The 20,379-nt window shown below is 62.7% G+C and carries 18 protein-coding genes and 8 tRNA genes; 22 read left to right on the top strand and 4 right to left on the bottom strand.

The window, feature by feature from the left end:
* The first annotated feature begins 2 nt into the window (after positions 1-2).
* From B0E46_RS13140 to B0E46_RS13150, 3 genes are read left to right on the top strand one after another with little or no spacing between them, the layout of a single operon-like run.
* Complete coding sequence (locus tag B0E46_RS13140; protein WP_077556246.1) at positions 3-683, top strand: protein-L-isoaspartate(D-aspartate) O-methyltransferase; 681 nt, start codon at positions 3-5, stop codon at positions 681-683.
* Positions 683-1,288, top strand: coding sequence for a VTT domain-containing protein (locus tag B0E46_RS13145; protein ID WP_077556247.1), 606 nt, complete (start codon positions 683-685; stop codon positions 1,286-1,288). Before B0E46_RS13140 ends, B0E46_RS13145 begins: the two co-directional genes overlap by 1 nt.
* 53 nt (positions 1,289-1,341) lie before the next feature.
* Entirely contained in the window at positions 1,342-2,307 is a 966-nt protein-coding gene (locus B0E46_RS13150) for a peptidoglycan DD-metalloendopeptidase family protein (RefSeq protein ID WP_077556248.1), read from the top strand.
* Between the two features lie 40 nt (positions 2,308-2,347).
* Here the strand turns inward: B0E46_RS13150 and B0E46_RS13155 are convergent, their stop codons facing one another.
* Together B0E46_RS13155 and B0E46_RS13160 are read right to left on the bottom strand one after the other, a co-directional pair.
* Positions 2,348-2,725, bottom strand: coding sequence for an Mth938-like domain-containing protein (locus B0E46_RS13155; protein ID WP_077556249.1), 378 nt, complete (start codon positions 2,723-2,725; stop codon positions 2,348-2,350).
* 11 nt (positions 2,726-2,736) lie between these two features.
* Entirely contained in the window at positions 2,737-3,033 is a 297-nt protein-coding gene (locus B0E46_RS13160; protein ID WP_077446100.1) for a YhbY family RNA-binding protein, read from the bottom strand.
* An 81-nt stretch (positions 3,034-3,114) separates the two neighbouring features.
* Here B0E46_RS13160 and rlmE point away from each other — a divergent pair, with 81 nt between their 5' ends.
* From rlmE to B0E46_RS13240, 16 genes are all read left to right on the top strand, one after another.
* The gene (rlmE, locus tag B0E46_RS13165) at positions 3,115-3,765 is read left to right on the top strand and encodes a 23S rRNA (uridine(2552)-2'-O)-methyltransferase RlmE (protein ID WP_077556250.1); all 651 of its coding nucleotides are present in this window, start codon (positions 3,115-3,117) and stop codon (positions 3,763-3,765) included.
* Complete coding sequence (ftsH, locus tag B0E46_RS13170) at positions 3,762-5,717, top strand: ATP-dependent zinc metalloprotease FtsH (protein WP_168171212.1); 1,956 nt, start codon at positions 3,762-3,764, stop codon at positions 5,715-5,717. Before rlmE ends, ftsH begins: the two co-directional genes overlap by 4 nt.
* Before the next feature lie 286 nt (positions 5,718-6,003).
* Positions 6,004-6,080 (top strand) — tRNA-Arg (locus B0E46_RS13175).
* Between the two features lie 175 nt (positions 6,081-6,255).
* Positions 6,256-6,332 (top strand) — tRNA-Pro (locus B0E46_RS13180).
* Positions 6,333-6,358: 26 nt separating this feature from the next.
* Positions 6,359-6,435, top strand: a tRNA-Arg gene (locus B0E46_RS13185).
* Positions 6,436-6,448: 13 nt separating this feature from the next.
* A tRNA-His gene (locus B0E46_RS13190) sits at positions 6,449-6,525 on the top strand.
* A 51-nt stretch (positions 6,526-6,576) separates the two neighbouring features.
* A tRNA-Lys gene (locus B0E46_RS13195) sits at positions 6,577-6,652 on the top strand.
* A 306-nt stretch (positions 6,653-6,958) separates the two neighbouring features.
* A tRNA-Leu gene (locus B0E46_RS13200) sits at positions 6,959-7,043 on the top strand.
* A gap of 93 nt (positions 7,044-7,136) precedes the next feature.
* Complete coding sequence (gene tig / locus B0E46_RS13205) at positions 7,137-8,429, top strand: trigger factor (RefSeq protein WP_077556252.1); 1,293 nt, start codon at positions 7,137-7,139, stop codon at positions 8,427-8,429.
* Between the two features lie 90 nt (positions 8,430-8,519).
* Positions 8,520-9,143: an ATP-dependent Clp endopeptidase proteolytic subunit ClpP gene (clpP, locus tag B0E46_RS13210; RefSeq protein ID WP_217316351.1), complete on the top strand. Its 624-nt coding sequence runs from the start codon at positions 8,520-8,522 to the stop codon at positions 9,141-9,143.
* 109 nt (positions 9,144-9,252) lie between these two features.
* Complete coding sequence (clpX, locus tag B0E46_RS13215; RefSeq protein ID WP_077440358.1) at positions 9,253-10,545, top strand: ATP-dependent Clp protease ATP-binding subunit ClpX; 1,293 nt, start codon at positions 9,253-9,255, stop codon at positions 10,543-10,545.
* 173 nt (positions 10,546-10,718) lie between these two features.
* Positions 10,719-13,193 carry an endopeptidase La gene (gene lon / locus B0E46_RS13220; protein ID WP_077556254.1) on the top strand — a complete coding sequence of 825 codons (2,475 nt, stop codon included), beginning with the start codon at positions 10,719-10,721 and terminating at the stop codon, positions 13,191-13,193.
* Between the two features lie 341 nt (positions 13,194-13,534).
* Complete coding sequence (locus B0E46_RS13225) at positions 13,535-13,807, top strand: HU family DNA-binding protein (RefSeq protein ID WP_007511239.1); 273 nt, start codon at positions 13,535-13,537, stop codon at positions 13,805-13,807.
* Between the two features lie 19 nt (positions 13,808-13,826).
* Positions 13,827-13,901: transfer RNA gene (locus B0E46_RS13230), tRNA-Val, on the top strand.
* A 9-nt stretch (positions 13,902-13,910) separates the two neighbouring features.
* A tRNA-Asp gene (locus B0E46_RS13235) sits at positions 13,911-13,987 on the top strand.
* A 153-nt stretch (positions 13,988-14,140) separates the two neighbouring features.
* A complete protein-coding gene (locus B0E46_RS13240; RefSeq protein ID WP_077556255.1) occupies positions 14,141-16,045 on the top strand; it encodes a SurA N-terminal domain-containing protein in 1,905 nt (634 codons plus the stop codon).
* Between the two features lie 230 nt (positions 16,046-16,275).
* Here the strand turns inward: B0E46_RS13240 and B0E46_RS13245 are convergent, their stop codons facing one another.
* Together B0E46_RS13245 and gloB are read right to left on the bottom strand one after the other, a co-directional pair.
* Entirely contained in the window at positions 16,276-17,343 is a 1,068-nt protein-coding gene (locus tag B0E46_RS13245; RefSeq protein WP_343124472.1) for a transglycosylase SLT domain-containing protein, read from the bottom strand.
* Between the two features lie 158 nt (positions 17,344-17,501).
* Positions 17,502-18,263 (bottom strand): hydroxyacylglutathione hydrolase, encoded by a 762-nt coding sequence (gene gloB, locus B0E46_RS13250; protein ID WP_077556256.1) that lies wholly within the window; start codon positions 18,261-18,263, stop codon positions 17,502-17,504.
* A gap of 248 nt (positions 18,264-18,511) precedes the next feature.
* Here gloB and B0E46_RS13255 point away from each other — a divergent pair, with 248 nt between their 5' ends.
* Genes B0E46_RS13255 through dnaQ form a run of 3 tightly spaced genes read left to right on the top strand, consistent with a single transcriptional unit; the run spans position 18,512 to position 20,371 of the window.
* Positions 18,512-19,201: a methyltransferase domain-containing protein gene (locus B0E46_RS13255; protein ID WP_077556257.1), complete on the top strand. Its 690-nt coding sequence runs from the start codon at positions 18,512-18,514 to the stop codon at positions 19,199-19,201.
* Positions 19,202-19,226: 25 nt separating this feature from the next.
* Complete coding sequence (gene rnhA / locus B0E46_RS13260; protein ID WP_077556258.1) at positions 19,227-19,670, top strand: ribonuclease HI; 444 nt, start codon at positions 19,227-19,229, stop codon at positions 19,668-19,670.
* A complete protein-coding gene (dnaQ, locus tag B0E46_RS13265; RefSeq protein ID WP_077556259.1) occupies positions 19,667-20,371 on the top strand; it encodes a DNA polymerase III subunit epsilon in 705 nt (234 codons plus the stop codon). The genes rnhA and dnaQ overlap by 4 nt, the downstream gene beginning before the upstream one ends.
* The last annotated feature ends 8 nt before the right edge of the window (positions 20,372-20,379 follow it).

The raw sequence follows: 20,379 nt of genomic DNA on the forward strand, positions 1-20,379 counted from the left end.
CGATGACTCCTTACCCACTGCCGGCCGCGGAGCTCAAGGGCGAAGGCATGACTTCGCAGCGTGCGCGCGATCGCCTCGCGAACAGCCTGAAGGAAGAAGGCATCCGCGACCTGCGCGTGGTCGATGTCATCCGCAACACGCCACGTCATCACTTCATCGACCAGGCCCTACATTCGCGCGCCTACGAGAATACCGCGCTGCCGATCGGTCACGGCCAGACCATCTCGCAGCCGTGGGTGGTGGCGCGGATGACCGAGGCATTGCTCGAGTTCGGCATGCCGCAGAAGGTGCTGGAGATCGGCACCGGCTCTGGCTACCAGGCAGCGGTGCTGGCCGCGCTGGTGCCGCAGGTGTTCACGGTGGAGCGGATCGAGGAGCTGTTGCGTCAGGCCCGTCGCCGTTTCCGCCAGCTCGGCCTGGCCAACCTGCGCTCGCGCTACGACGACGGCAAGCTGGGCTGGCCTGATGAAGCGCCGTTCGACGCGATCATCCTTACCGCCGCCGGCGACACCATTCCGACCCGGATCCTGGACCAGCTGAGCCCCACCGGCGTGCTGGTGGCACCGGTCGGCTCGCCCAGCCGGCAGACCCTGATCCGCATGCGCGGCGACGGGCAGGGCGACTTCATCCAGGAGGAACTCGGCGCGGTGAGTTTCGTGCCGCTGCTCGGGGGAATCGGCTGATGCGCCTGTTCGGAACGCTTTATGCCCGCGCACTGGTGTGGGCACGGGCGCCACGCGCCCTGTATTACCTGTGCGGGCTGAGTTTCGTCGAGGCCTTCATCTTCCCGGTCATGCCCGAGGTGATGCTGGCACCGATGATGCTGGGCAAACGGCACAAGGCGTTTTTCTACGCCAACATCTCGCTGCTGTTTTCACTGGTCGGAGCGCTGGTCGGTTATGCGCTGGGGCACTGGGCCTACGAGGCGGTGAAGCCGCTGTTCAGTCCGCACATGCAGCAGACCGTTTCGATCTGGGTGGAAAACCTGCGGACCGACATGAACCAGCATTGGCTGGCCATGCTGGGAGCGTTGATGCTGGCTGCGCTGCAGCCGGTGATTCCGATGAAGTTCGTCACCTGGGCGGCCGGCATCGTCGGCGTGCCGTTGTTGCCGTTCCTCGCCTGCATCGCGGTGGGCCGTGGCAAGCGGGTGTGGCTCCTTGCCCTGCTGATCAAACTGTTCGGTGAACGTGCCGAACGCATGTTGCACAAACATATCGAATGGATTGGCTGGGCGGCGCTGGTCCTGCTGGTCCTGCTGCTGGTGTGGTGGCTGTGGCTGCGATGATTGTCAGCTGACTGGCGGAGCAACCCTGCATGAAAAAGCTGCTCGGCCTCGCTATGCTGATGCGCATGGATCGAACTCTCCCATGGCTGACGGCGATTGCCGTGTCTATGCTGCTTGCCGGTTGCGGCACCATGCGCAGTTCGGTGGTGGTCGAGCCGGCAACGGGTAACGGCTACGGCAGCCACGCGACCGCGATGCCGGCACGCACGCGGGTTCCTGGCGGCAGCTATGAAGTGGCCAAGGGCGACACGCTGTATTCGATCGCCTTCCGCAACGGCGTGGATTTTCGCGACCTGGCGCAATGGAACGGCATCGCGGCGCCTTACACGATCTGGCCAGGGCAACGGTTGACGCTGTCGCCATCCGGCAAGCCGGTTACCACCGGTTTGCCAACCGCACCCCCACATGTCACGCCAACGCCGGCAGTTGCGGCAGCTCCGGTATTCGAGGCAGTGACGCCGGCGCCCGCCAACACATCGACGCACGCGGTGCTGGCGCCACCGGCGCCCCCTCTGCCGCCATCATCGAAGGCGGCACAGCCAGCCGTGGTATCCACCACGCAAGTCGTGCCGGTAGCGGGTGTGCCGCCAGCTTCCATAGCGCCGCCGGCACCGGTCGCTGCGCCGAGCGGCCCCTCGCGTGCAGTCAGTGGAGTGAACTGGCGTTGGCCAGCCGAAGGCAGCCTGGTCAGCCGCTTCCAGAGTGGCGACGCGATTCCCGGCATCGAGATCGGCGGCAAGCAGGGTGATCCGGTGCGCGCCGCTGCCGATGGCGTGGTGGTCTACAGCGGCAACGGCCTGGTCGGCTATGGCGAGCTGGTGATCATCAAGCACAACGACAGCTTCCTGTCTGCGTACGGCCACAACAGCAAGCGGCTGGTGAAGGAGGGGCAGCGGGTCAGCGCCGGTCAGCAGATTGCCGAGATGGGCTCCACCGGTGCGTCGCGCAATGAGCTGGAGTTCCAGATCCGCAAGGACGGCAATCCGGTCGATCCGCTGGGTTATCTACCGTCGCGTTGAGATGGTCGCAGGATGGCCGGATCGACGATTGTCCGTGTGATCAAGCGGGCGGCAGAATGAATCCGGCCACCACGCGTCGCCCCTCGCCTGCCAGCAGGTTGTAGGTACGTGCGGCGGCGGCGTTGTCCATCACCTCGATGCCGACACCCTTGCGCAGGAAGCCGGCCATGAAGGCGGGTGCCGGAAACATCTGGCGTTCGCCGGTTCCCAGGATCACCAGCTCCGGCTGCAGGGCCAGCACGGCATCGACATGGCAGGCATCCAGCACAGCGGCGTCATCGACCGGCCAGTGTTCGATCGCCCGGTCCGGTGCCAGCAGGAAGCTGCTCTGGAACTCGCGGTCGACCAGGGTGACGCTGCGGTCGCCGACGCGACGCACGAACAAATAGCCTTCGGGACGGTCGAGCGAGAGGTCCATCCGGCGGCCCTTCAGCGTGGCAGGGCGATTTTCGGTTCGTCGTCGTTGCGGCGGAACAGCACGACGACATGGCCGATCTGGTGCACTTCTTCGGCCTTGGTGCCATCGACGAGCACGTCGATCTGCGCCTGCCGCTCATCCTTGTCGCCGCCTGAAAGCTTCACCTTGACCAGCTCGTGGATGTCCAGCGTCAGGTTCAGCTCCTTGACCACGGCCGCCGAAGCCCCCTTGTTGCCAAGCAGGATGAGCGGGCTCAGATCGTGGGCGAGGCTGCGCAGGTAACGGATCTGCGAGGAGGAAAGGGCCATGCGGTGGTGCTCGATTCGCGGTCAGTGAACGCCAAAGGGTATCATGCGGCATCCCGTTCCCCAATCGGCGACCCCAACGACATGGCCCGCAGCAAAAGCAGCGCAGTCTGGCTGCGTGAACATTTCAATGACGAATACGTGAAGAAAGCCCAGGCCGAGGGCTTGCGTTCGCGTGCGGTCTACAAGCTGGAAGAACTGATCGAGCGCGACCGGCTGCTCAAGCCAGGCATCAACGTGGTTGACCTCGGCGCTGCGCCGGGCAGCTGGTCGCAGCTCGTGCGCAACCGCCTGGGCGATACCGGCAAGGTGTTCGCGCTGGACATCCTGCCGATGCAGAGCATCGCCGGGGTGGACTTCCTGCAGGGTGACTTCCGCGAGGAAACCGTGTTGCACGAGCTGGAATCACGCCTGGAGGGGCTCAAGGTGGATCTTGTACTGTCGGATATGGCCCCCAATATGAGTGGTGTGGCGCTGGCCGATCAGATCAGGGCGATGAATCTGGCCGAACTGGCGCTCGATTTCAGTAGACAATGGCTCAAGCCGGGCGGTTCGTTCCTGATCAAGTTGTTCCAGGGAGCCGGTTTTGACGATTACCTGCGCAGCTTGCGCGCGGACTTCACCCGCGTAACCATGCGTAAACCTAAGGCCTCGCGCGCGCGTTCGCGTGAGGTGTACGCACTGGCGGTGGGGCTCAAGCCCTCCGCGGTGTCACCGGGCGAGAACCGTGCATGAATGAAACAGCGAAAAATGTGTTGCTCTGGGTAATCATCGCGGTGGTGCTGTTCGCCGTGTTCCAGAACTTCAACCCGCGCGGTACGTCCTCCTCGGATCTGCCCTACAGCAGCTTTGTGCAGAGCGTGGACAACGGCAACGTGGCCAGCGCCACGATCAGCGCCGACCAGCCAGCCACGCTCAGCGGCAAGCTGAAAGACGGCAGCGCGTACCGCACGGTGGCCCCGATGCTCGGCTTCTCCACCAATGCGGTGGTCAAGCAGATGCAGGACAAGGGCGTCGAGGTGCGCCAGGATCCGTCCGAGGGCTTCTCGCTGATCGGCCTTTTGGTCAGCTGGCTGCCGGTGCTCCTGATCGTCGGCGTGTTCATCTGGTTCATGCGCCAGATGCAGTCCGGTGGCGGCGGTCGCGGCGCGATGAGCTTCGGCCGTTCGCGCGCCAAGCTGCAGGGCGAAGATCAGATCAAGGTCAACTTCAGCGATGTCGCCGGTTGCGACGAGGCCAAGGAGGAGGTCGGCGAACTGGTCGAGTTCCTGCGTGACCCGTCCAAGTTCCAGAAGCTCGGGGGCAAGATCCCGCGCGGCGTGCTGATGGTCGGCCCGCCCGGCACCGGCAAGACCCTGCTGGCGAAGGCGATTGCGGGCGAGGCCAAGGTGCCGTTCTTCGCGATCTCCGGTTCCGACTTCGTCGAGATGTTCGTCGGCGTCGGTGCCAGTCGCGTGCGCGACATGTTCGAGCAGGCCAAGAAGCACGCTCCTTGCATCATCTTCATCGACGAGATCGACGCGGTCGGTCGCCATCGCGGCGCCGGCCTGGGCGGTGGCCACGACGAACGCGAGCAGACGCTGAACCAGCTGCTGGTCGAGATGGATGGTTTCGAGGGTACCGAAGGCATCATCGTGATCGCCGCGACCAATCGTCCCGACGTGCTGGATCCGGCGCTGTTGCGGCCGGGCCGCTTTGACCGCCAGGTCGTGGTGGGCCTGCCCGACGTGCGCGGCCGCGAACAGATCCTCAAGGTGCACATGCGCAAGGTGCCGACCGCCAGTGACGTCAATGCCATGACGATCGCGCGCGGCACGCCGGGCTTCTCCGGTGCCGACCTGGCCAACCTGGTCAACGAGGCCGCGCTGTTTGCCGCGCGCGAGAACGCCCGCGAAGTGCGCATGAATCACCTGGACAAGGCGCGCGACAAGATCCTGATGGGCACTGAGCGTCGCTCGATGGCGATGAGCGAGGACGAGAAGAAGCTCACTGCGTATCACGAGGCAGGTCATGCCATCGTCGGCCGCCTGGTGCCCGAGCACGACCCGGTCTACAAGGTGACGATCATTCCGCGCGGTCGCGCGCTCGGCGTCACCATGTATCTGCCCGAGGGCGACAAGTACAGCATCAACCGTGTGGCGATTCAGTCGCAGCTGTGCTCCCTGTATGGCGGACGCGTGGCGGAGGAGCTGATCTTCGGTGCCGACAAGGTCACCACCGGCGCGTCCAACGACATCGAGCGGGCTACCAAGATGGCGCGCAACATGGCGACCAAGTGGGGCCTGTCCGATGAGCTTGGTCCGATCACTTACGGCGAGGACGAGGACGAGGTTTTCCTTGGCCGCTCGGTGACCCAGCACAAGAGCATCTCCAACGAGACGGCGAGCAAGATCGACGAGGTGGTGCGTGGCATTCTCGATCGCGCTTATGCGCGCAGCAAGGAGCTGCTGACCGCGAACCTCGACAAGCTGCATACGATGGCCGAGCTGCTGCTGCAGTACGAAACCATCGACGCGCACCAGATCGACGACATCATGGCCGGGCGCGAACCTGGGCCACCGGCCGACTGGACCAAGAACGCATCGTCCGGCACGCCGCCACCGCCGCCACCGCCGAAGGGCGATGCAGGGTCGGCGGTGGGCAAGGTCGAACCGGCAACGCAGAATCGTTCCGGCCTGGATGGCTGACCCGGTTTGGACGGCTATAAGCGTTTTGCCGAGCAGCAATGAAAGAGAGGGCGGCCATTGGCCGCCCTCTTGATTCGTGGTGCCGCGATCTCGGAGCCTGAGCATCGCGGCGGATGAACGGCAAAATCATTTGTCAGGTCATGTTCGTGCGGTCTGTTGAGATGTGACGAAAAAAATTCACGAAAAGTGTTGACGCAAAGGGCTGGACCCTGAATAATTCCGCTCCTTGCTTCACCGCCTTGATGTTCACGCATGGAGACGGTGAAGTTCGAACAATTTTTTCAGTGCGCCCGTAGCTCAGTTGGATAGAGTACCTGGCTACGAACTAGGTGGTCGGGAGTTCGAATCTCTCCGGGCGCACCATTTTTATACGGCGAGGCGGGGTGCTTGCACCCCGTTTTGTTTTCACGGAGAAGGTGGTTCTTCTTCGCGAAAACGGCGATGAGGCAGGAAGGTGTGCTTCGATACGGATTGACTGAGCGAAGCGTCACCCGTAACATTTCAAGGCTCCGGTGGCGACACGATCGGGGATTCGAAACGGGGTATAGCTCAGTCTGGTAGAGCGTTGCGTTTGGGACGCAAAAGTCGGGGGTTCGAATCCCTCTGCCCCGACCAGCGAAACGTTCTACCGCGCAGTGACTGCGCCTGTAGCTCAACCGGATAGAGCATCGGCCTTCTAAGCCGACGGTTGCAGGTTCGAGTCCTGTCGGGCGCGCCAGTATCGATCGATGGTGGATGTAGCTCAGCTGGTTAGAGTCCCGGATTGTGATTCCGGTTGTCGTGGGTTCGAATCCCATCATCCACCCCAGTTTCAAGCCTGCCGGCTTCAAGTCAGGTTGTCAGGTGCAAGTCAGTTCAAGGGCCGTTAGCTCAGTTGGTAGAGCAGTTGACTCTTAATCAATTGGTCGAAGGTTCGAATCCTTCACGGCCCACCAATGAAACCAAAACGCCGATCGCTTGCGATCGGCGTTTTGGTTTTCCTGAGACATGCTTGCGGCCAGTGGCGGCATGTTTGCCGAGGGATTTCGACGACTGGTGACGTTGCGGAAATGATTGCGTCATCGCGGCTGACTGACTTGTGCTGCGAGGCTTTGCAACCGTAAAATGGTCCGCTTTCGTATAAGGTAATCATTGACTTAGACCGACGTGCCGAGTGCATGTCGGAGACAACGACGGGATCCATGGAGCTGATGAAATAGGCTTCATAATCATGTAGTTGTGCAAGTCTGACGGGGCAACAGGCGAGAGTGGCGGAATTGGTAGACGCACCAGATTTAGGTTCTGGCGGTTAACCCCGTGGGGGTTCGAGTCCCCCCTTTCGCACCACGCCCCGTGGGTTTCCTTGCTTTTTTGCTGGCGACGGTTGTCGCCATGGCGCCTGTGGCAGGCCCACAACATCAGGTAGTACCAGGAGACGTCATGCAGGTTTCGGTTGAGAACATCGGCACGCTCGAGCGCAAGCTCACGGTGAAGTTCCCCGCGGAGCGATTCGAGACGCAGGTCAGTGCGCGTATCGCGGAAATGGGCCGTACGGTGCGGCTGAAGGGTTTCCGCCCGGGCAAGGTGCCGACGACGGTGATCACGCAGCGTTTCGGCGCGCAGGTGCGAGGTGAGGTGCTGTCCGACCTGATTGGCAGCACGCTGCGCGAAGCGGTGGAGCAGGAAAAGCTGCAGCCGATCGCGAATCCGGCGATCAATACCACCGGCCAGCCGGAGAATGGCGAGATCGCGTACACCGCAACCTTCGAAATCATGCCGGAGTTCCCGGCCGTGGATGTGGCTGCGCTGGAGATCAGTCGTCCGGTGGCCGTGGTGGCCGATGCCGACATCGACAAGATGCTGGAGACCCTGCGCCAGCAGCGCCGCAGCTTCGAGGAAGTGGAGCGCGCCTCGGTCGAGGGCGACTTCGTGATGTTCGAATACGCCGCCGAAGCCGGCGACTACCGTTTCCCGACCGAAGGACTGGAGCGTGCCGGCAGCGTGCTGGGCTCGGGTACCTTGTTCAAGGCGCTGGACGAAGCGCTGAACGGTCGCAAGGCCAATGACAGTTTCGACACCGAAATCGCGTTCCCGGAAGATTTTCGCAACGATCAGTTGGCTGGCAAGACTGCCAAGGTCAGCTTCAAGATCATCAAGGTGCAGGAGCCGAAGTTGCCCGAGCTCGACGGTGAATTCGCCAAGCTGTTCGGCATCGATGATGGCGACCTGGACACTTTCCGCAAGGAAGTTCGTGCGAATCTCGAGCGCGAGCTGAAGGCGGCGCTGATGGCACGCCTGAAGTCCGAAGTGGCCGAAAAGCTGGCTGATAGCCACGCCGAGCTGGATGTGCCGAAGCTGATGGTGCAGTCCGAGGCGCGCAACATGGCCGTAGGCAGTGTGCCGCAAGGGCAGCAGCCGCCGCCGCAGTTGATCGAGGCGGCGATGCCGATCGCGCGCAAGCGCGTGATCGCCGGCCTGCTGATGGGCGAGATCGCCCGCAAGCAGTCGATCAAGATCGACCGCAAGCGGGTTGCCGAGCAGCTCGCCGCGATCGCCTCGACCTACGAGGAGCCGGAGAAGGTCATTGAACTCTACAACGGCGACCCCCAGTTGATGTCCGGGCTGCAGAATCGCGTGATGGAAGACCAGGTGGCCGAGTGGGTGGCGGAGCATGCCAAGACCACCAACCTGGACCTGAGCTTCGATGACGTGATGCGCCCGGCAGGCGCCTGATTGATTCAGGCGCTACGCCCATCGGGCCTGACCTGACGTCAGGCCCGATGCCATACTGTCAGGCACATCAACCGGAGAGCCGCAATGGCCATGGACCAGATCCAGAACCTCAATTTGATACCGATGGTCGTCGAGCAGACGGCCCGGGGCGAGCGCTCCTATGACATCTATTCCCGCCTGCTGAAGGAGCGGGTGATCTTCCTGGTGGGCGAGGTCAACGACCAGGTCGCCAACCTGCTGGTCGCGCAGATGCTGTTCCTGGAGTCGGAAAATCCGGACAAGGACATCCAGTTCTACATCAACAGCCCGGGCGGTGCGGTCACCGCGGGTCTGGCGATCTACGACACCATGCAGTTCATCAAGCCGAATGTCAGCACCATGTGCATCGGCCAGGCCTGCAGCATGGGCTCGTTCCTGCTGATGGCCGGGGCCAAGGGCAAGCGTTTCGCGCTGCCGAACTCGCGGATCATGATCCACCAGCCTTCGGGCGGTGCGCAGGGGCAGGCGACCGACATCGAGATCCAGGCGCGCGAGATCCTCTACATCCGCGAGCGCTTGAACAAGCTGTATGTCGAGCATACCGGCCAGCCGCTGGAGAAGATCGAGCTGGACATGGAGCGTGACCGCTTCATGAGCCCGATGGACGCAAAGGCTTACGGCCTGATCGACGAGGTGCTCGACAAGCGCGCCGGCGAGACGGTGAAATCAGCCTGATTCCCACGTCGTACCCACGAGCCGTGAAGCGGGCTCCGCGTCTGGATGCAGACGCGGAGCCCTGTGTTATTCTCGCGGCGCATTCAGATTTACCAGCGGGATCGAAAGTATGAGCGACGACCGGCAGGGGCGTTCCAGCGACAGCGGCAAGATTCTCTATTGCTCCTTCTGCGGCAAGAGCCAGCATGAAGTGCGCAAGCTGATCGCGGGTCCGTCCGTGTTCATCTGCGACGAGTGCGTGGAGCTGTGCAACGACATCATCCGCGAGGAGCTGGAGGAGAAGGCCGCCTCCGGCCGTACCCAACTTCCCAAGCCGCGCGAGATCCGCGAGTCGCTGGATCAGTACGTGGTAGGCCAGACCCGTGCCAAGAAGGCGCTGGCGGTGGCGGTGTACAACCATTACAAGCGGATCGAGTCGCGCCAGAAGAGCGACGACATCGAGCTTGGCAAGTCCAACATCCTGCTGATCGGTCCGACCGGTTCGGGCAAGACGCTGCTGGCCGAGACGCTGGCGCGCCTGCTCAACGTGCCGTTCACGATCGCCGACGCCACCACGCTGACCGAAGCCGGTTACGTGGGCGAGGACGTCGAGAACATCATCCAGAAGTTGCTGCAGAAGTGCGACTACGACGTCGAGAAGGCGCAGTCGGGCATTGTCTACATCGACGAGATCGACAAGATTTCGCGCAAGAGCGAGAACCCGTCGATCACTCGCGACGTGTCCGGCGAAGGCGTGCAGCAGGCGTTGCTGAAGCTGATCGAAGGCACGCTGGCCTCGGTGCCGCCGCAGGGTGGCCGCAAGCATCCGCAGCAGGAATTCCTGCAGGTCGACACCAAGAACATCCTGTTCATCTGCGGTGGCGCGTTCGCGGGCCTGGAAAAGGTCATCCAGCAGCGTTCCGAGACCACCGGCATCGGCTTCTCGGCCGAGATCCGCAGCAAGGAGCGCACCGAGAACCTGGGCAAGGTACTGGCTGATGTGGAACCGGCCGATCTGGTGCGGTTTGGCCTGATCCCCGAGTTCGTCGGTCGCCTGCCGGTAGTGGCCACGCTCGACGAGTTGGATGAGCCTGCGCTGGTGAAGATCCTCACCGAACCGAAGAACGCTGTCACCAAGCAGTTCAAGAAGCTGTTCGAGATGGAAGAGGTGGAGCTGGAGTTCCGCCCCGAGGCCCTGCAGGCGATCGCCAAGAAGGCGCTCAAGCGCAAGACCGGCGCGCGTGGCCTGCGCACCATTCTCGAGCAGGTGCTGCTCGATACCATGTACGAGCTGCCTTCGCTGGAGCACGTCAGCAAGGTGGTGGTGGACGACGCGGTGATCGACGGCCAGGCCGAGCCTTACCTGATCTATCGCGGCAACCTGCAGCAGCGCGTGGCAGGCGAGGGCAGCGGCGCTGCCTGATCCTCGCCCGTAGGCTTGTCATGAGAACGGCTCCGGCGATTGTGTCGGGGCCGTTCTGTTTTCAGCGCCCGTATACCTTGAGTGAGCAGGCATCTGCCACCACTTGACCTGAAGATGTACCCGGCGCAGTGTCGGGACGAACCATGATCCGAATTTCGAGGAACCCGTCTTCCATGGCCAAGAACGCCTCCCTTCCCGTTGCGCTGGACGCCTTGCCGGTATTGCCGCTGCGCGACGTGGTGGTCTACCCGCACATGGTCATTCCGCTGTTTGTCGGTCGCGACAAGTCCATGCGTGCACTCGAGCGCGCGATGGAGGGCGAGCGGCAGATCCTGCTGGTGGCGCAGAAGAGCCCGGATATCGACGATCCGGAGATTGCCGATCTGCATCAGGTCGGTACTTTGGCCGGCGTGCTGCAGCTGCTGAAACTGCCCGATGGCACGGTCAAGGTGCTGGTCGAGGGCCAGTCGCGCGTGTCGGTCGAGGATTTTCGTGAGGAAGGTGGCATGCTCACCGCACGCTCGCGCGTCATCGAGCCGGTCTACAACGCCAAGGAGCGCGAGCTCGATGTGGTCTCGCGCACGCTGATCTCGCTGTTCGAGCAACTGGTCAAGCAGAGCCGCAAGCTGCCGCCCGAAGTGCTGGCCAGCCTGTCGGGCATCGACGATCCGTCGCGCGTGGCCGACTCCATCGCTGCGCACCTGTCGGTGCGCATGGCCGACAAGCAGAAGGTGCTGGAAACGGCTGACGTGGGCCAGCGGCTGGAGTTGTTGATCGGCCTGGTCGATGGCGAGATGGACCTGCAGCAGGTCGAGAAGCGCATCCGCGGCCGGGTCAAGTCGCAGATGGAGAAGAGCCAGCGCGAGTACTACCTCAACGAGCAGATGAAGGCGATTCAGAAGGAGCTCGGCGACAACGAGGAGGGCCCGAACGAGGTCGAGGAACTGCAGAAGAAGATCGAGACATCCGGCATGCCCAAGGCCGTGTTGTCCAAAGCGCGGCAGGAGTTCAGCAAGCTCAAGCAGATGTCGCCGATGTCGGCCGAGGCCACCGTGGTGCGCAACTACCTCGACTGGCTGGTCGGCGTGCCGTGGAAGAAGCGCAGCAAGGTGCGCAAGGACCTGCAGCTGGCGCAGGAGGTGCTCGATGCCGACCACTTCGGGCTTGAGAAGGTCAAGGATCGCATCCTCGAATACCTTGCCGTGCAGCAGCGCGTGTCGGTGATGAAGGGGCCGATCCTGTGCCTGGTCGGGCCGCCCGGCGTGGGCAAGACCTCGCTGGGGCAGTCGATCGCCAAGGCGACCAACCGGAAATTCGTGCGCATGAGCCTGGGTGGCGTGCGCGATGAGGCCGAGATCCGCGGTCACCGGCGCACCTATATCGGTTCGATGCCGGGCCGCATCGTGCAGAACCTCAACAAGGTCGGTGCCAAGAATCCATTGTTCGTGCTGGACGAGATCGACAAGATGTCGATGGACTTCCGCGGCGACCCGTCGTCCGCACTGCTGGAAGTGCTCGACCCGGAGCAGAACCACGCGTTCAACGATCATTACCTGGAGGTCGACCTTGACCTGTCCGAGGTGATGTGGATTGCCACGGCCAATTCTCTGAACATTCCCGGGCCGTTGCTGGATCGCATGGAAGTCATCCGCATTCCGGGCTACACGGAGGACGAGAAGCTGGGCATTGCGCAGAAATACCTGCTGTCGAAGCAGCTCAAGGCCAATGGCCTCAAGCCGGAAGAGCTCAGCGTGAGCGAAGATGCGCTGCGCGACATCGTTCGCTACTACACGCGCGAGTCGGGCGTGCGCAATCTGGAGCGAGAGATTTCAAAAATCTGCCGCAAAGTGGTCAAGGAGCTGACGCTGGGCGAGGTGAAAAAAGCCAAGGCCAAGGCGCCGCCGGCAAAGACGGCCAAGGTCAAGGCAAAGCCGGCTGCGGGTCGGGTCAGGGTGGATTCGAGCAATCTGGATCATTACCTGGGCGTCCGTCGCTTCGACTTTGGGCGCAAGGAATTGCAGAACGAGGTCGGTCTGGTGACTGGCTTGGCCTGGACCCAGGTTGGTGGCGAGCTGCTCAGCATCGAGGCCTCGGTGGTGGCTGGCAAGGGCCGCCTGGTGCATACGGGGCAGCTGGGCGATGTGATGAAGGAATCGATCCAGGCCGCGCTGTCGGTCGTGCGTGCGCGTGCCGATCAGCTGGGTATCGATCCGGAATTCCACCAGAAACTCGACGTGCACATCCATGTCCCGGAAGGCGCCACGCCGAAGGATGGCCCGAGTGCGGGCATCGCGATGTGCACGGCGCTGGTTTCGGTGCTGACCAAGGTCCCGGTGCGTTCCGAAGTGGCGATGACGGGCGAGATCACCTTGCGTGGCCGCGTGCTGCCGATCGGTGGCCTGAAGGAGAAGCTGCTGGCGGCGCATCGCGGCGGCATCACCACGGTGATCATCCCGGAGGACAACAAGAAGGACCTGGCGGATATGCCCGACAACATCACGTCCTCGCTGGAAATCCATCCGGTGCGCTGGATCGATGAAGTCCTCGATATCGCCCTGGAGCGCCCGTTGCAGCCGAATCCGGCGAAGGAGGAGGCAACGGCAGCGGTTGCCGGCGAGGCTGCGGAAGTGCACTCGCGCACGCATTGATCCTGCCGCTGGATCGACCGGTCTGGAATGCCCTGTTTCGGCAGGGCATTTTTGTTTGCATGGGACTGTCAGTCGATGACTTCGCGCGCTAGTCCTCTGGCGCTGGTTTTGCAAGCGATTTCTTCTGCCATCGATCTGCCGGAAACGTTGCTGCAGCTTGTGTTGCGGATTCCGGCAAGGCACTGGTATAAAGGCGGCACCGCAGTCCCGGCGTTACTTCAGTCAGCGCAGCGATGCGGGGTTGCGTTACGGCACCTAGTCAAGAGCCAACCATCCATGCCGGCGTTGTCCCGTCTCTGGACCGACCACGTTGTGCGAATCCGAACAAGGGAGTTTTCTCAATGAATAAAACCGATCTGATCAATGCCATTGCCGAAAAGGCCGAGCTGACCAAGGCCGATGCCGGCCGCGCTCTCGAAGCCTTCTTCGAAACCGTGCAGAAGTCGTTGAAGAAGGGCGAGGACGTCTCGGTGGTTGGCTTTGGCACGTTCACCGTGCGCAAGCGCGCCGCTCGTACCGGTCGCAACCCGCGCACCAACGAAGCGATCAAGATCAAGGCCTCGAAGGTACCTGCCTTCAAGGCTGGCAAGACCCTCAAGGATGCCCTAAACTAAGCGGCTGACGCTTGGTTTCGGGTGCTTAGCTCAGCGGTAGAGCGTCGCCCTTACAAGGCGGTGGTCGTAGGTTCGATCCCTACAGCACCCACCAGAAAAATGCGGAGTGGTAGTTCAGTCGGTTAGAATGCTGGCCTGTCACGCCGGAGGTCGCGGGTTCGAGTCCCGTCCACTCCGCCACAGTTCGCAAGGGCGCCCGTGTGGCGCCCTTGTCATTTAGGCAGGATGCGTCCGCGTGATGGTTCGGCTGATCGGGTAGGCGTGGTCAGCGGACCATGACGTCCAGGCGCCACGCGGGTCATGCGCCTTCAACCACGTAGCGGGAAGATTTCAATGCTGCAGGCAATGCGTAACAAGATGCATGGATGGCCGTCCATCGTCCTTCTTGGTGTTTGCGTTTTTGCGATGTCGTTCTTCGGCATAGAGACCTATTTCATGTCGCACGCGGACTCGTTCGTGGCGAAGGTCGGCAAGCGTGAGATCAGTCAGCAGGATTTTCAGCGTGGCATGAATCAGTCACGCCAGGATCTGAGCGCCAGACTGGGGGACAAGTTCGACCCGACCGTGTTTGAGAAACCTGAGGTCAAGCTTCAGGTTCTGGATGGGCTGATTAACCAGCAATTGCTGCTGCAGGCCAATGACGAATGGGGCATGCGCGTGGCCGATCAGGCGGTGCGCGACTACATCGCCCAGATTCCCGTGTTCCAGGTCAACAACCAGTTTGATCCGACCAGCTACCGCGCGTGGCTGGCCAGCCAGCGCAAGACGCCGGACATGTTCGAGAGCGAAATCCGCTCCTCCTTGGCGGTACAGCTGCTGCCGGATGCGATCACCGACAGCACCATCGCGACCGATGCGCAGGTCGATGGTTATCTGAACCTGCTCACCCAGCGTCGTGATCTGCGCTACTTCCTGTTGCCGCGGCCGACCCAGGTCGATAACACGGCAAGCGACGAGCAGATCGAGGCTTACTACAAGGCGCACCAGGCCGACTACATGAATCCCGAGCAGGTCTCGGTGACGTACATCGAAGTCAATGGCGCCGATCTCAAGCCGGACAGCACGCCGAGCGACGAGGATCTGAAGAAGCGTTATGAGGAAGAGAAGCATCGCTTCGTGCAGCCGGAGCAGCGGCTCGTTTCACACATTCTGATCAACGTGCCTGCCAACGCCACGCCGGACCAGCAGAAGGCGGCACTGGCCAAGGCCGAGAAGATCGCGGCAGAACTCAATCCAGGCGATTTCGCCAAGATGGCCGAACAGGATTCCGAGGATCTCGGTTCCAAGCGCCAGGGCGGCGATCTGGGCTGGCTGGAGAAGGGCGTGACGAACGCTGCCTTCGACTCGGCGATGTTCGCTTTGCAGAAAGGCGAGATTTCCAAGCCTATCCTGTCGCCCGATGGCTATCACATCATTTGGCTGCGCGACGTCCGCAGCGGCGAATCCAAGCCGTTTGACGAAGTGCGCGACCAGTTGGTCAAGGAAGCCTCGGCCGCTGATCGCGACCGCGAGTACAACGATGTCGCCGGCAAGCTGTCCGACAGCACCTATCAGAACCCGACATCGCTGGAGCCGGCCGCGACCGCCCTGAATCTGCCGATCAAGAGCACCGGATTGTTCTCGCGCAAGGGTGGCGAAGGTCTGGCTGCGAATCCGAAGGTAATCGCCGCTGCCTTCAGCGATGACGTGCTGGTACAGGGCAACAATTCTGGTCTGATCGACCTCGGCAACGATCACTCCGTGGTGATCCACGTCGACAAGCACGTGGCGGCTGCGGCGCGTCCAGTAGCCGAGGTGCGCACGGACATCACGAAGAAGATCATCGACGAACGTGTGGCCGCCGCCGAAAAGAAACTGTCCGACGAAGCATTGGCGCGCCTGAACAAGGGTGAAGCCATGTCGGCGGTGGCTGCCGCGATGGGGGGTGAACTCAAGAGCGTGAGCGAGGCTACCCGTCAGGGCAGCAATCTGCCGGCAGCGTTGCTCTTGCAGGCGTTCCTGCTGCCCCATCCCGTCGCCGGCAAGGCTCAGTTCGCCGCGGTGGACATGAAGGACGGCAGCTATGCCTTGCTGGCCGTGGACAAGGTGCAGGACGGCGACCTGTCAAAGGTTCCACCGGAGCAGCGCGATGCGCTGCGTCAGCAGATGGCCCAGGTCTATGGGGCCGAAGCCACGCATGAAATGCTTGAGTTGCTGCGTGCGAAGACCAAGATCAAGATCAACAATAGCCTGATGTAAGCCCTGTCGTGCAATTCGCAGAAGCAGAAGGGGCGGCCACGGGCTGCCCCTTCTGCTTCTGGATGAGGGAGGTATCACATACCGTCCATGCCCAGGATGGAAAACGAAGGACCGTGTCGGCAACCGCGAACAGGCTGTTTCTGACGGCTCACATGACTTGGGCCTGCCGTACTTGCGCCAGCTCTGCCACTGTGCATCTGGCCCGGGCGGTTTCCGCGCAGCAGCGACTTCTAGTGAGTGCCGTTGACCTGCAGCACCTGGCCTGGCTTCAGTGTGTTCCCGCGCAAATGGTTCCAGCGTTGCAGCTGGGTTGTGCTTACCGAGTAATGGCGGGCGATCTGCCATAGGCTTTCACCGTACTGCACGGTGTGGGTTTGTTGGCGTGGCTCCGTGATGGCCGGTGCACTGGTGACGGGCGAGGGTGTCGCCGGATCGCTGTTGCTGATGTTGAATGGGAGACTTGCGCTGGCGGTCGAGCGGTTGCCCTGATCCAGCAAGGCGTCGCGGAATTGCTTGGCATGACCTACCGGCAGCAGCAGGTAGGACGCGGCAGCGCTGTCGATCGTGTCGCTGCGGAATGCCGCATTGAGATCCTTCAATGCACTCACCGACATGCCGGCGTGATCGGCGGCTTGCGCGATCGGCATGGAGCGGGGAAGGGGTACCTGCACCAGATGCTGTTCGTCGGGCAGGGTCGGCAAACTGACGTTGAAGCGATCCGGCTCGCGCACGACGCAAGCCATCGCGAGCAGTTTGGCCAGGTGTTCGCGGGTTACTTTGCGTACCGGCCATGCCGGCATCGCGGGCTCATCCGCGGGCATGCCGTGCCGCTGGATGTATTTCTTTACCGTGAATTCGCCGGCGTTGTAGGCGTAGTCGGCTACGCGCCAGTCGCCAAACTCATCGTGGTATTGCTTGAGCAGTTTCATGACGGCGTTGGCGGCCGCGGGCACATCCAGGCGGCCGTCGTAATGGCCGTCGACACGCAGTCCCATCGAGCCCGCGGTGACGGGCATGATCTGCCAGATGCCGGCAGGACGGTTCCTGCGGCCGGGCACGGGCCGGAAATGGCTTTCGATCCAAGGCAGCAAGACGAACTCGCCGGCTACGTCGTACTGCGCGGCAACCTGCTGCACGTAGGCCAGTTGTGGCAACACGTCGTGCAGCTGATCTTCGAATTGCTGCGGATTGCGGGTGTAGCGCGTGGCCCAGGCCAGTATCTCCGGGTCGGCGTCGCAGTCAGCCATGGCGAAACTGCCGCGCAACTGCTCCCACATGTCGACCGTTACTGGGGTCACTGCAATTTTGTCGACCGAAGGCGTGACGGGCGTATCAGCGGTCGCCGTCGCAAGCGGCTCAACCGGGGCTCGGGGGGGTGCCTGCGTGGGTGCCCCAGCGCAGGCGGCAAGCAGAATCGAGAGGGTTAGGGGCAGCAGTTGTAGGTGGCGAATGCGCATCAGCTGAATCCGTCCTTGGCTTCGCGCACGGCGGCAAAACGCGCGACGCGGTCATCGTGGATACCGCGTTGTCGGCACCATGCAGCAATCGCATCCGTGTCGACGCGCAGGAACGGGTTGGCGGCCAGTTCATCGGCGAGTGCAACCGGCAACGTGGGAAGCCGTTGCGCTCGCAGTGCGGCGACTTCTTGCTGGCGTTGGCGCAGCTCGGGATTTTCCGGATCAATGGTGCGAGCGAATCTTGCGTTGACTTCGGTGTATTCGTGGCCGCCGCAGACCAGGGTTTTTCCAGGCAGTGTGGACAGGCGGTCCAGCGAGGCAAGCATTTGAGCCGGACTGCCTTCAAACAGCTTGCCGCAGCCCAGACTGAACAAGGTGTCTCCGCAAAGCAGCACACCCGCCCCGTGGTAGGCGACATGGCTCAGCGTATGGCCGGGTATCGCAATGACGTCGAAGTGGATCTGCGGCAGCGTCAGCTCGATCGAGTCACCGTCGTGCACCCGCACGGTAACCTCGCCGATGCGCTCGTCGACGGGTGCGTAGACGGGCACGGCATGATGCCCGCACAGCTCGCTGACACCGCCGGTGTGATCGTGGTGATGGTGGGTCAACAGAATCGCGCGCAGCTTCAGCCGGCGTGCCGCCAGGGCCCGCTCCACGACCATGGCGTCGCCGGGGTCGACCACCAGGGCATTGCCGCCGTCGTCGTGCAGCAACCAGATGTAGTTGTCGACCAGGGCCGGTAACGGAACGAGATGCAAGATTGAGCTCCGCTGCGTTTAAGGAGCATCCCGATGAACGGAATGGCGATTCCTAGATGAACGACAGACGCAGCCGTCCGGGGCGCGCATGAAGCGAAGGACTATAAAGAGGCTTTGCGGCCAGCTCGTTAGAAGATCGTTAACTGGGCGTTCGGCCATTCAGCTGCGTGCGGCAGTTCCATTTTGTCTGCTACCGAGCGGGCGTCAGCCGCTACACTCTACGAACAGATTGGGATCAGGCCGGCTGCATGCTTCAACGTGATCGCGACATCTATGCCAGTGCGCCATTGCGCCGATTGCTGGATGACCAGTCACGTGTAATGGCGACCGATCTGCAGCGCTGTTTCGGCACACATGGATTGCTGCTGAGCGCGACGGCCGACGATGCGCCGCCCGTCTTGCCGTTGCTGGGCAGTTGGACCCGATTGTGGGCGAGCGAAGACCGTTATCGCGGCGACCTGCACGCCATGGCTGACGAGCCGCTGCCATTCGTCGACGATGCGTTCGAGCTGGTGCTTTTGCGTCACGCACTGGAGGTCGTTCCGACGCCAGCAGCTGTGCTCGCCGAAGCGGTCCGTGTGCTCGCACCTGGCGGCGTGCTGGTGGTGACCGGTGTGCACCCGCTCAGCGGTTGGGCCCCCTGGTTCTGGTGGCGTACCCGCGGTGGCAAACAGGCCCTGCAAATGCCACTGCGGCTCAGTCACGGGCTGCAACAGGCCGGGCTGAAGATCGAGCGAGCCCAGCGGGTGGGGCACACCTGGCCGGCTGGCATGGAGGCAGCGGGGCCCACTGGCGTGAATGCGTGGGGTGGCGCCTATGTGCTGCTGGCGCGCAAGCGTCGCCGCATGGCCACGCCGCTGCGGATCAAACCGGTACCGGTGCGGGTACCGGCGAACAGCCGACTGTCGCCCGGTACGCGGCGCAGTGCGGCGCTGTGACTTTCAATGGAATACGTGGACAACGATGAGCGAAGTGGAAGCATTTACCGACGGTGCCTGCCTGGGCAATCCGGGCCCCGGTGGCTGGGCTGCCTTGCTAAGGGCCAAGGGCAGCGAACGCATGGTCGCCGGCGGTGACCCGGCCACCACCAACAACCGGATGGAGCTGATGGCGGCGATCGGCGCCCTTGAGGCACTGAAGCGCCCGTGCCAGGTGATGCTCACTACCGACTCGCGCTATGTGATGCAGGGCATCGAGGAGTGGGTGCCGAAGTGGCGCGCGAACGGCTGGCGTACCGCCGACAAGAAGCCGGTCAAGAACCAGGATCTGTGGCAGCGCCTGTCCGCGGCGGTCAGCACGCATCAGGTGCGCTGGAAGTGGGTGAAGGGCCACAACGGTCATGTCGAGAACGAACGGGTCGACCAAGCAGCGCGTGAACAGGCGGAACTGATGAAGGGCGCGGCATGAGGCAGATCGTTCTCGATACGGAAACCACCGGCCTGGAAGTTCGCCAGGGACATCGGCTGATCGAGATCGCCTGCATCGAGATGGTCGAGCGCCGGCTTACCGGCCGGTATTACCAGACCTATCTCAACCCGGATCGCGCGATCGATGAGGGTGCGCGCCAGGTCACCGGCATCGCCGACGAATTCCTGCTCGACAAGCCGCGCTTCGCCGAGGTGGTGGACGAGTTCCTGGCCTTCATCGATGGCGCCGAACTGATCATCCACAACGCCAGTTTCGATATCGGGTTTCTCGATGCCGAGCTGGGGCGACTGGACAACGGCAGTGGCCGGATCGGCGATCGCTGCAGCGTGCTCGACACGCTGGCGATGGCGCGCGACCGCTACCCAGGTCAACGCAACAGCCTTGACGCGCTGTGCAAGCGGCTGGGTGTGGACAACTCGCGGCGTGACCTGCATGGCGGCCTGATCGACGCGCAGCTGCTTGCGGATGTCTACCTGGCGATGACCTCGGGGCAGGAGGCGTTCGATCTGGGTTTTGCTGGTACGGCTGAACAGCGCGCCACGGCGGTCATCGCACCTGTGGTGTTGCATGCGCGTCCGCGCGTCCTGCATGCGTCGCCGGAAGAGCTGGCGTTGCATGAGCAGAGGCTGGATGCGCTGGACAAGAGTGCGGGTGGGGTGAGTGTTTGGCGGGTGGGGTGATTAGCAGG

Source organism: Rhodanobacter sp. B04, from assembly GCF_002001125.1.
Lineage (GTDB): Bacteria > Pseudomonadota > Gammaproteobacteria > Xanthomonadales > Rhodanobacteraceae > Rhodanobacter.

What these genes read in the sequence shown, in the direction of transcription:
- B0E46_RS13150 (WP_077556248.1), top strand. Translation starts at nt 1,342, where the DNA reads ATGCTGATGCGCATGGATCGAACTCTCCCATGGCTGACGGCGATTGCC.
- B0E46_RS13255 (WP_077556257.1), top strand. Translation starts at nt 18,512, where the DNA reads ATGCTTCAACGTGATCGCGACATCTATGCCAGTGCGCCATTGCGCCGA.
- clpX (WP_077440358.1), top strand. Translation starts at nt 9,253, where the DNA reads ATGAGCGACGACCGGCAGGGGCGTTCCAGCGACAGCGGCAAGATTCTC.
- dnaQ (WP_077556259.1), top strand. Translation starts at nt 19,667, where the DNA reads ATGAGGCAGATCGTTCTCGATACGGAAACCACCGGCCTGGAAGTTCGC.
- B0E46_RS13225 (WP_007511239.1), top strand. Translation starts at nt 13,535, where the DNA reads ATGAATAAAACCGATCTGATCAATGCCATTGCCGAAAAGGCCGAGCTG.
- lon (WP_077556254.1), top strand. Translation starts at nt 10,719, where the DNA reads ATGGCCAAGAACGCCTCCCTTCCCGTTGCGCTGGACGCCTTGCCGGTA.
- B0E46_RS13160 (WP_077446100.1), bottom strand. Translation starts at nt 3,033, where the DNA reads ATGGCCCTTTCCTCCTCGCAGATCCGTTACCTGCGCAGCCTCGCCCAC.
- ftsH (WP_168171212.1), top strand. Translation starts at nt 3,762, where the DNA reads ATGAATGAAACAGCGAAAAATGTGTTGCTCTGGGTAATCATCGCGGTG.
- rlmE (WP_077556250.1), top strand. Translation starts at nt 3,115, where the DNA reads ATGGCCCGCAGCAAAAGCAGCGCAGTCTGGCTGCGTGAACATTTCAAT.
- B0E46_RS13240 (WP_077556255.1), top strand. Translation starts at nt 14,141, where the DNA reads ATGCTGCAGGCAATGCGTAACAAGATGCATGGATGGCCGTCCATCGTC.
- B0E46_RS13140 (WP_077556246.1), top strand. Translation starts at nt 3, where the DNA reads ATGACTCCTTACCCACTGCCGGCCGCGGAGCTCAAGGGCGAAGGCATG.
- B0E46_RS13155 (WP_077556249.1), bottom strand. Translation starts at nt 2,725, where the DNA reads ATGGACCTCTCGCTCGACCGTCCCGAAGGCTATTTGTTCGTGCGTCGC.
- B0E46_RS13145 (WP_077556247.1), top strand. Translation starts at nt 683, where the DNA reads ATGCGCCTGTTCGGAACGCTTTATGCCCGCGCACTGGTGTGGGCACGG.
- rnhA (WP_077556258.1), top strand. Translation starts at nt 19,227, where the DNA reads ATGAGCGAAGTGGAAGCATTTACCGACGGTGCCTGCCTGGGCAATCCG.
- clpP (WP_217316351.1), top strand. Translation starts at nt 8,520, where the DNA reads ATGGACCAGATCCAGAACCTCAATTTGATACCGATGGTCGTCGAGCAG.
- tig (WP_077556252.1), top strand. Translation starts at nt 7,137, where the DNA reads ATGCAGGTTTCGGTTGAGAACATCGGCACGCTCGAGCGCAAGCTCACG.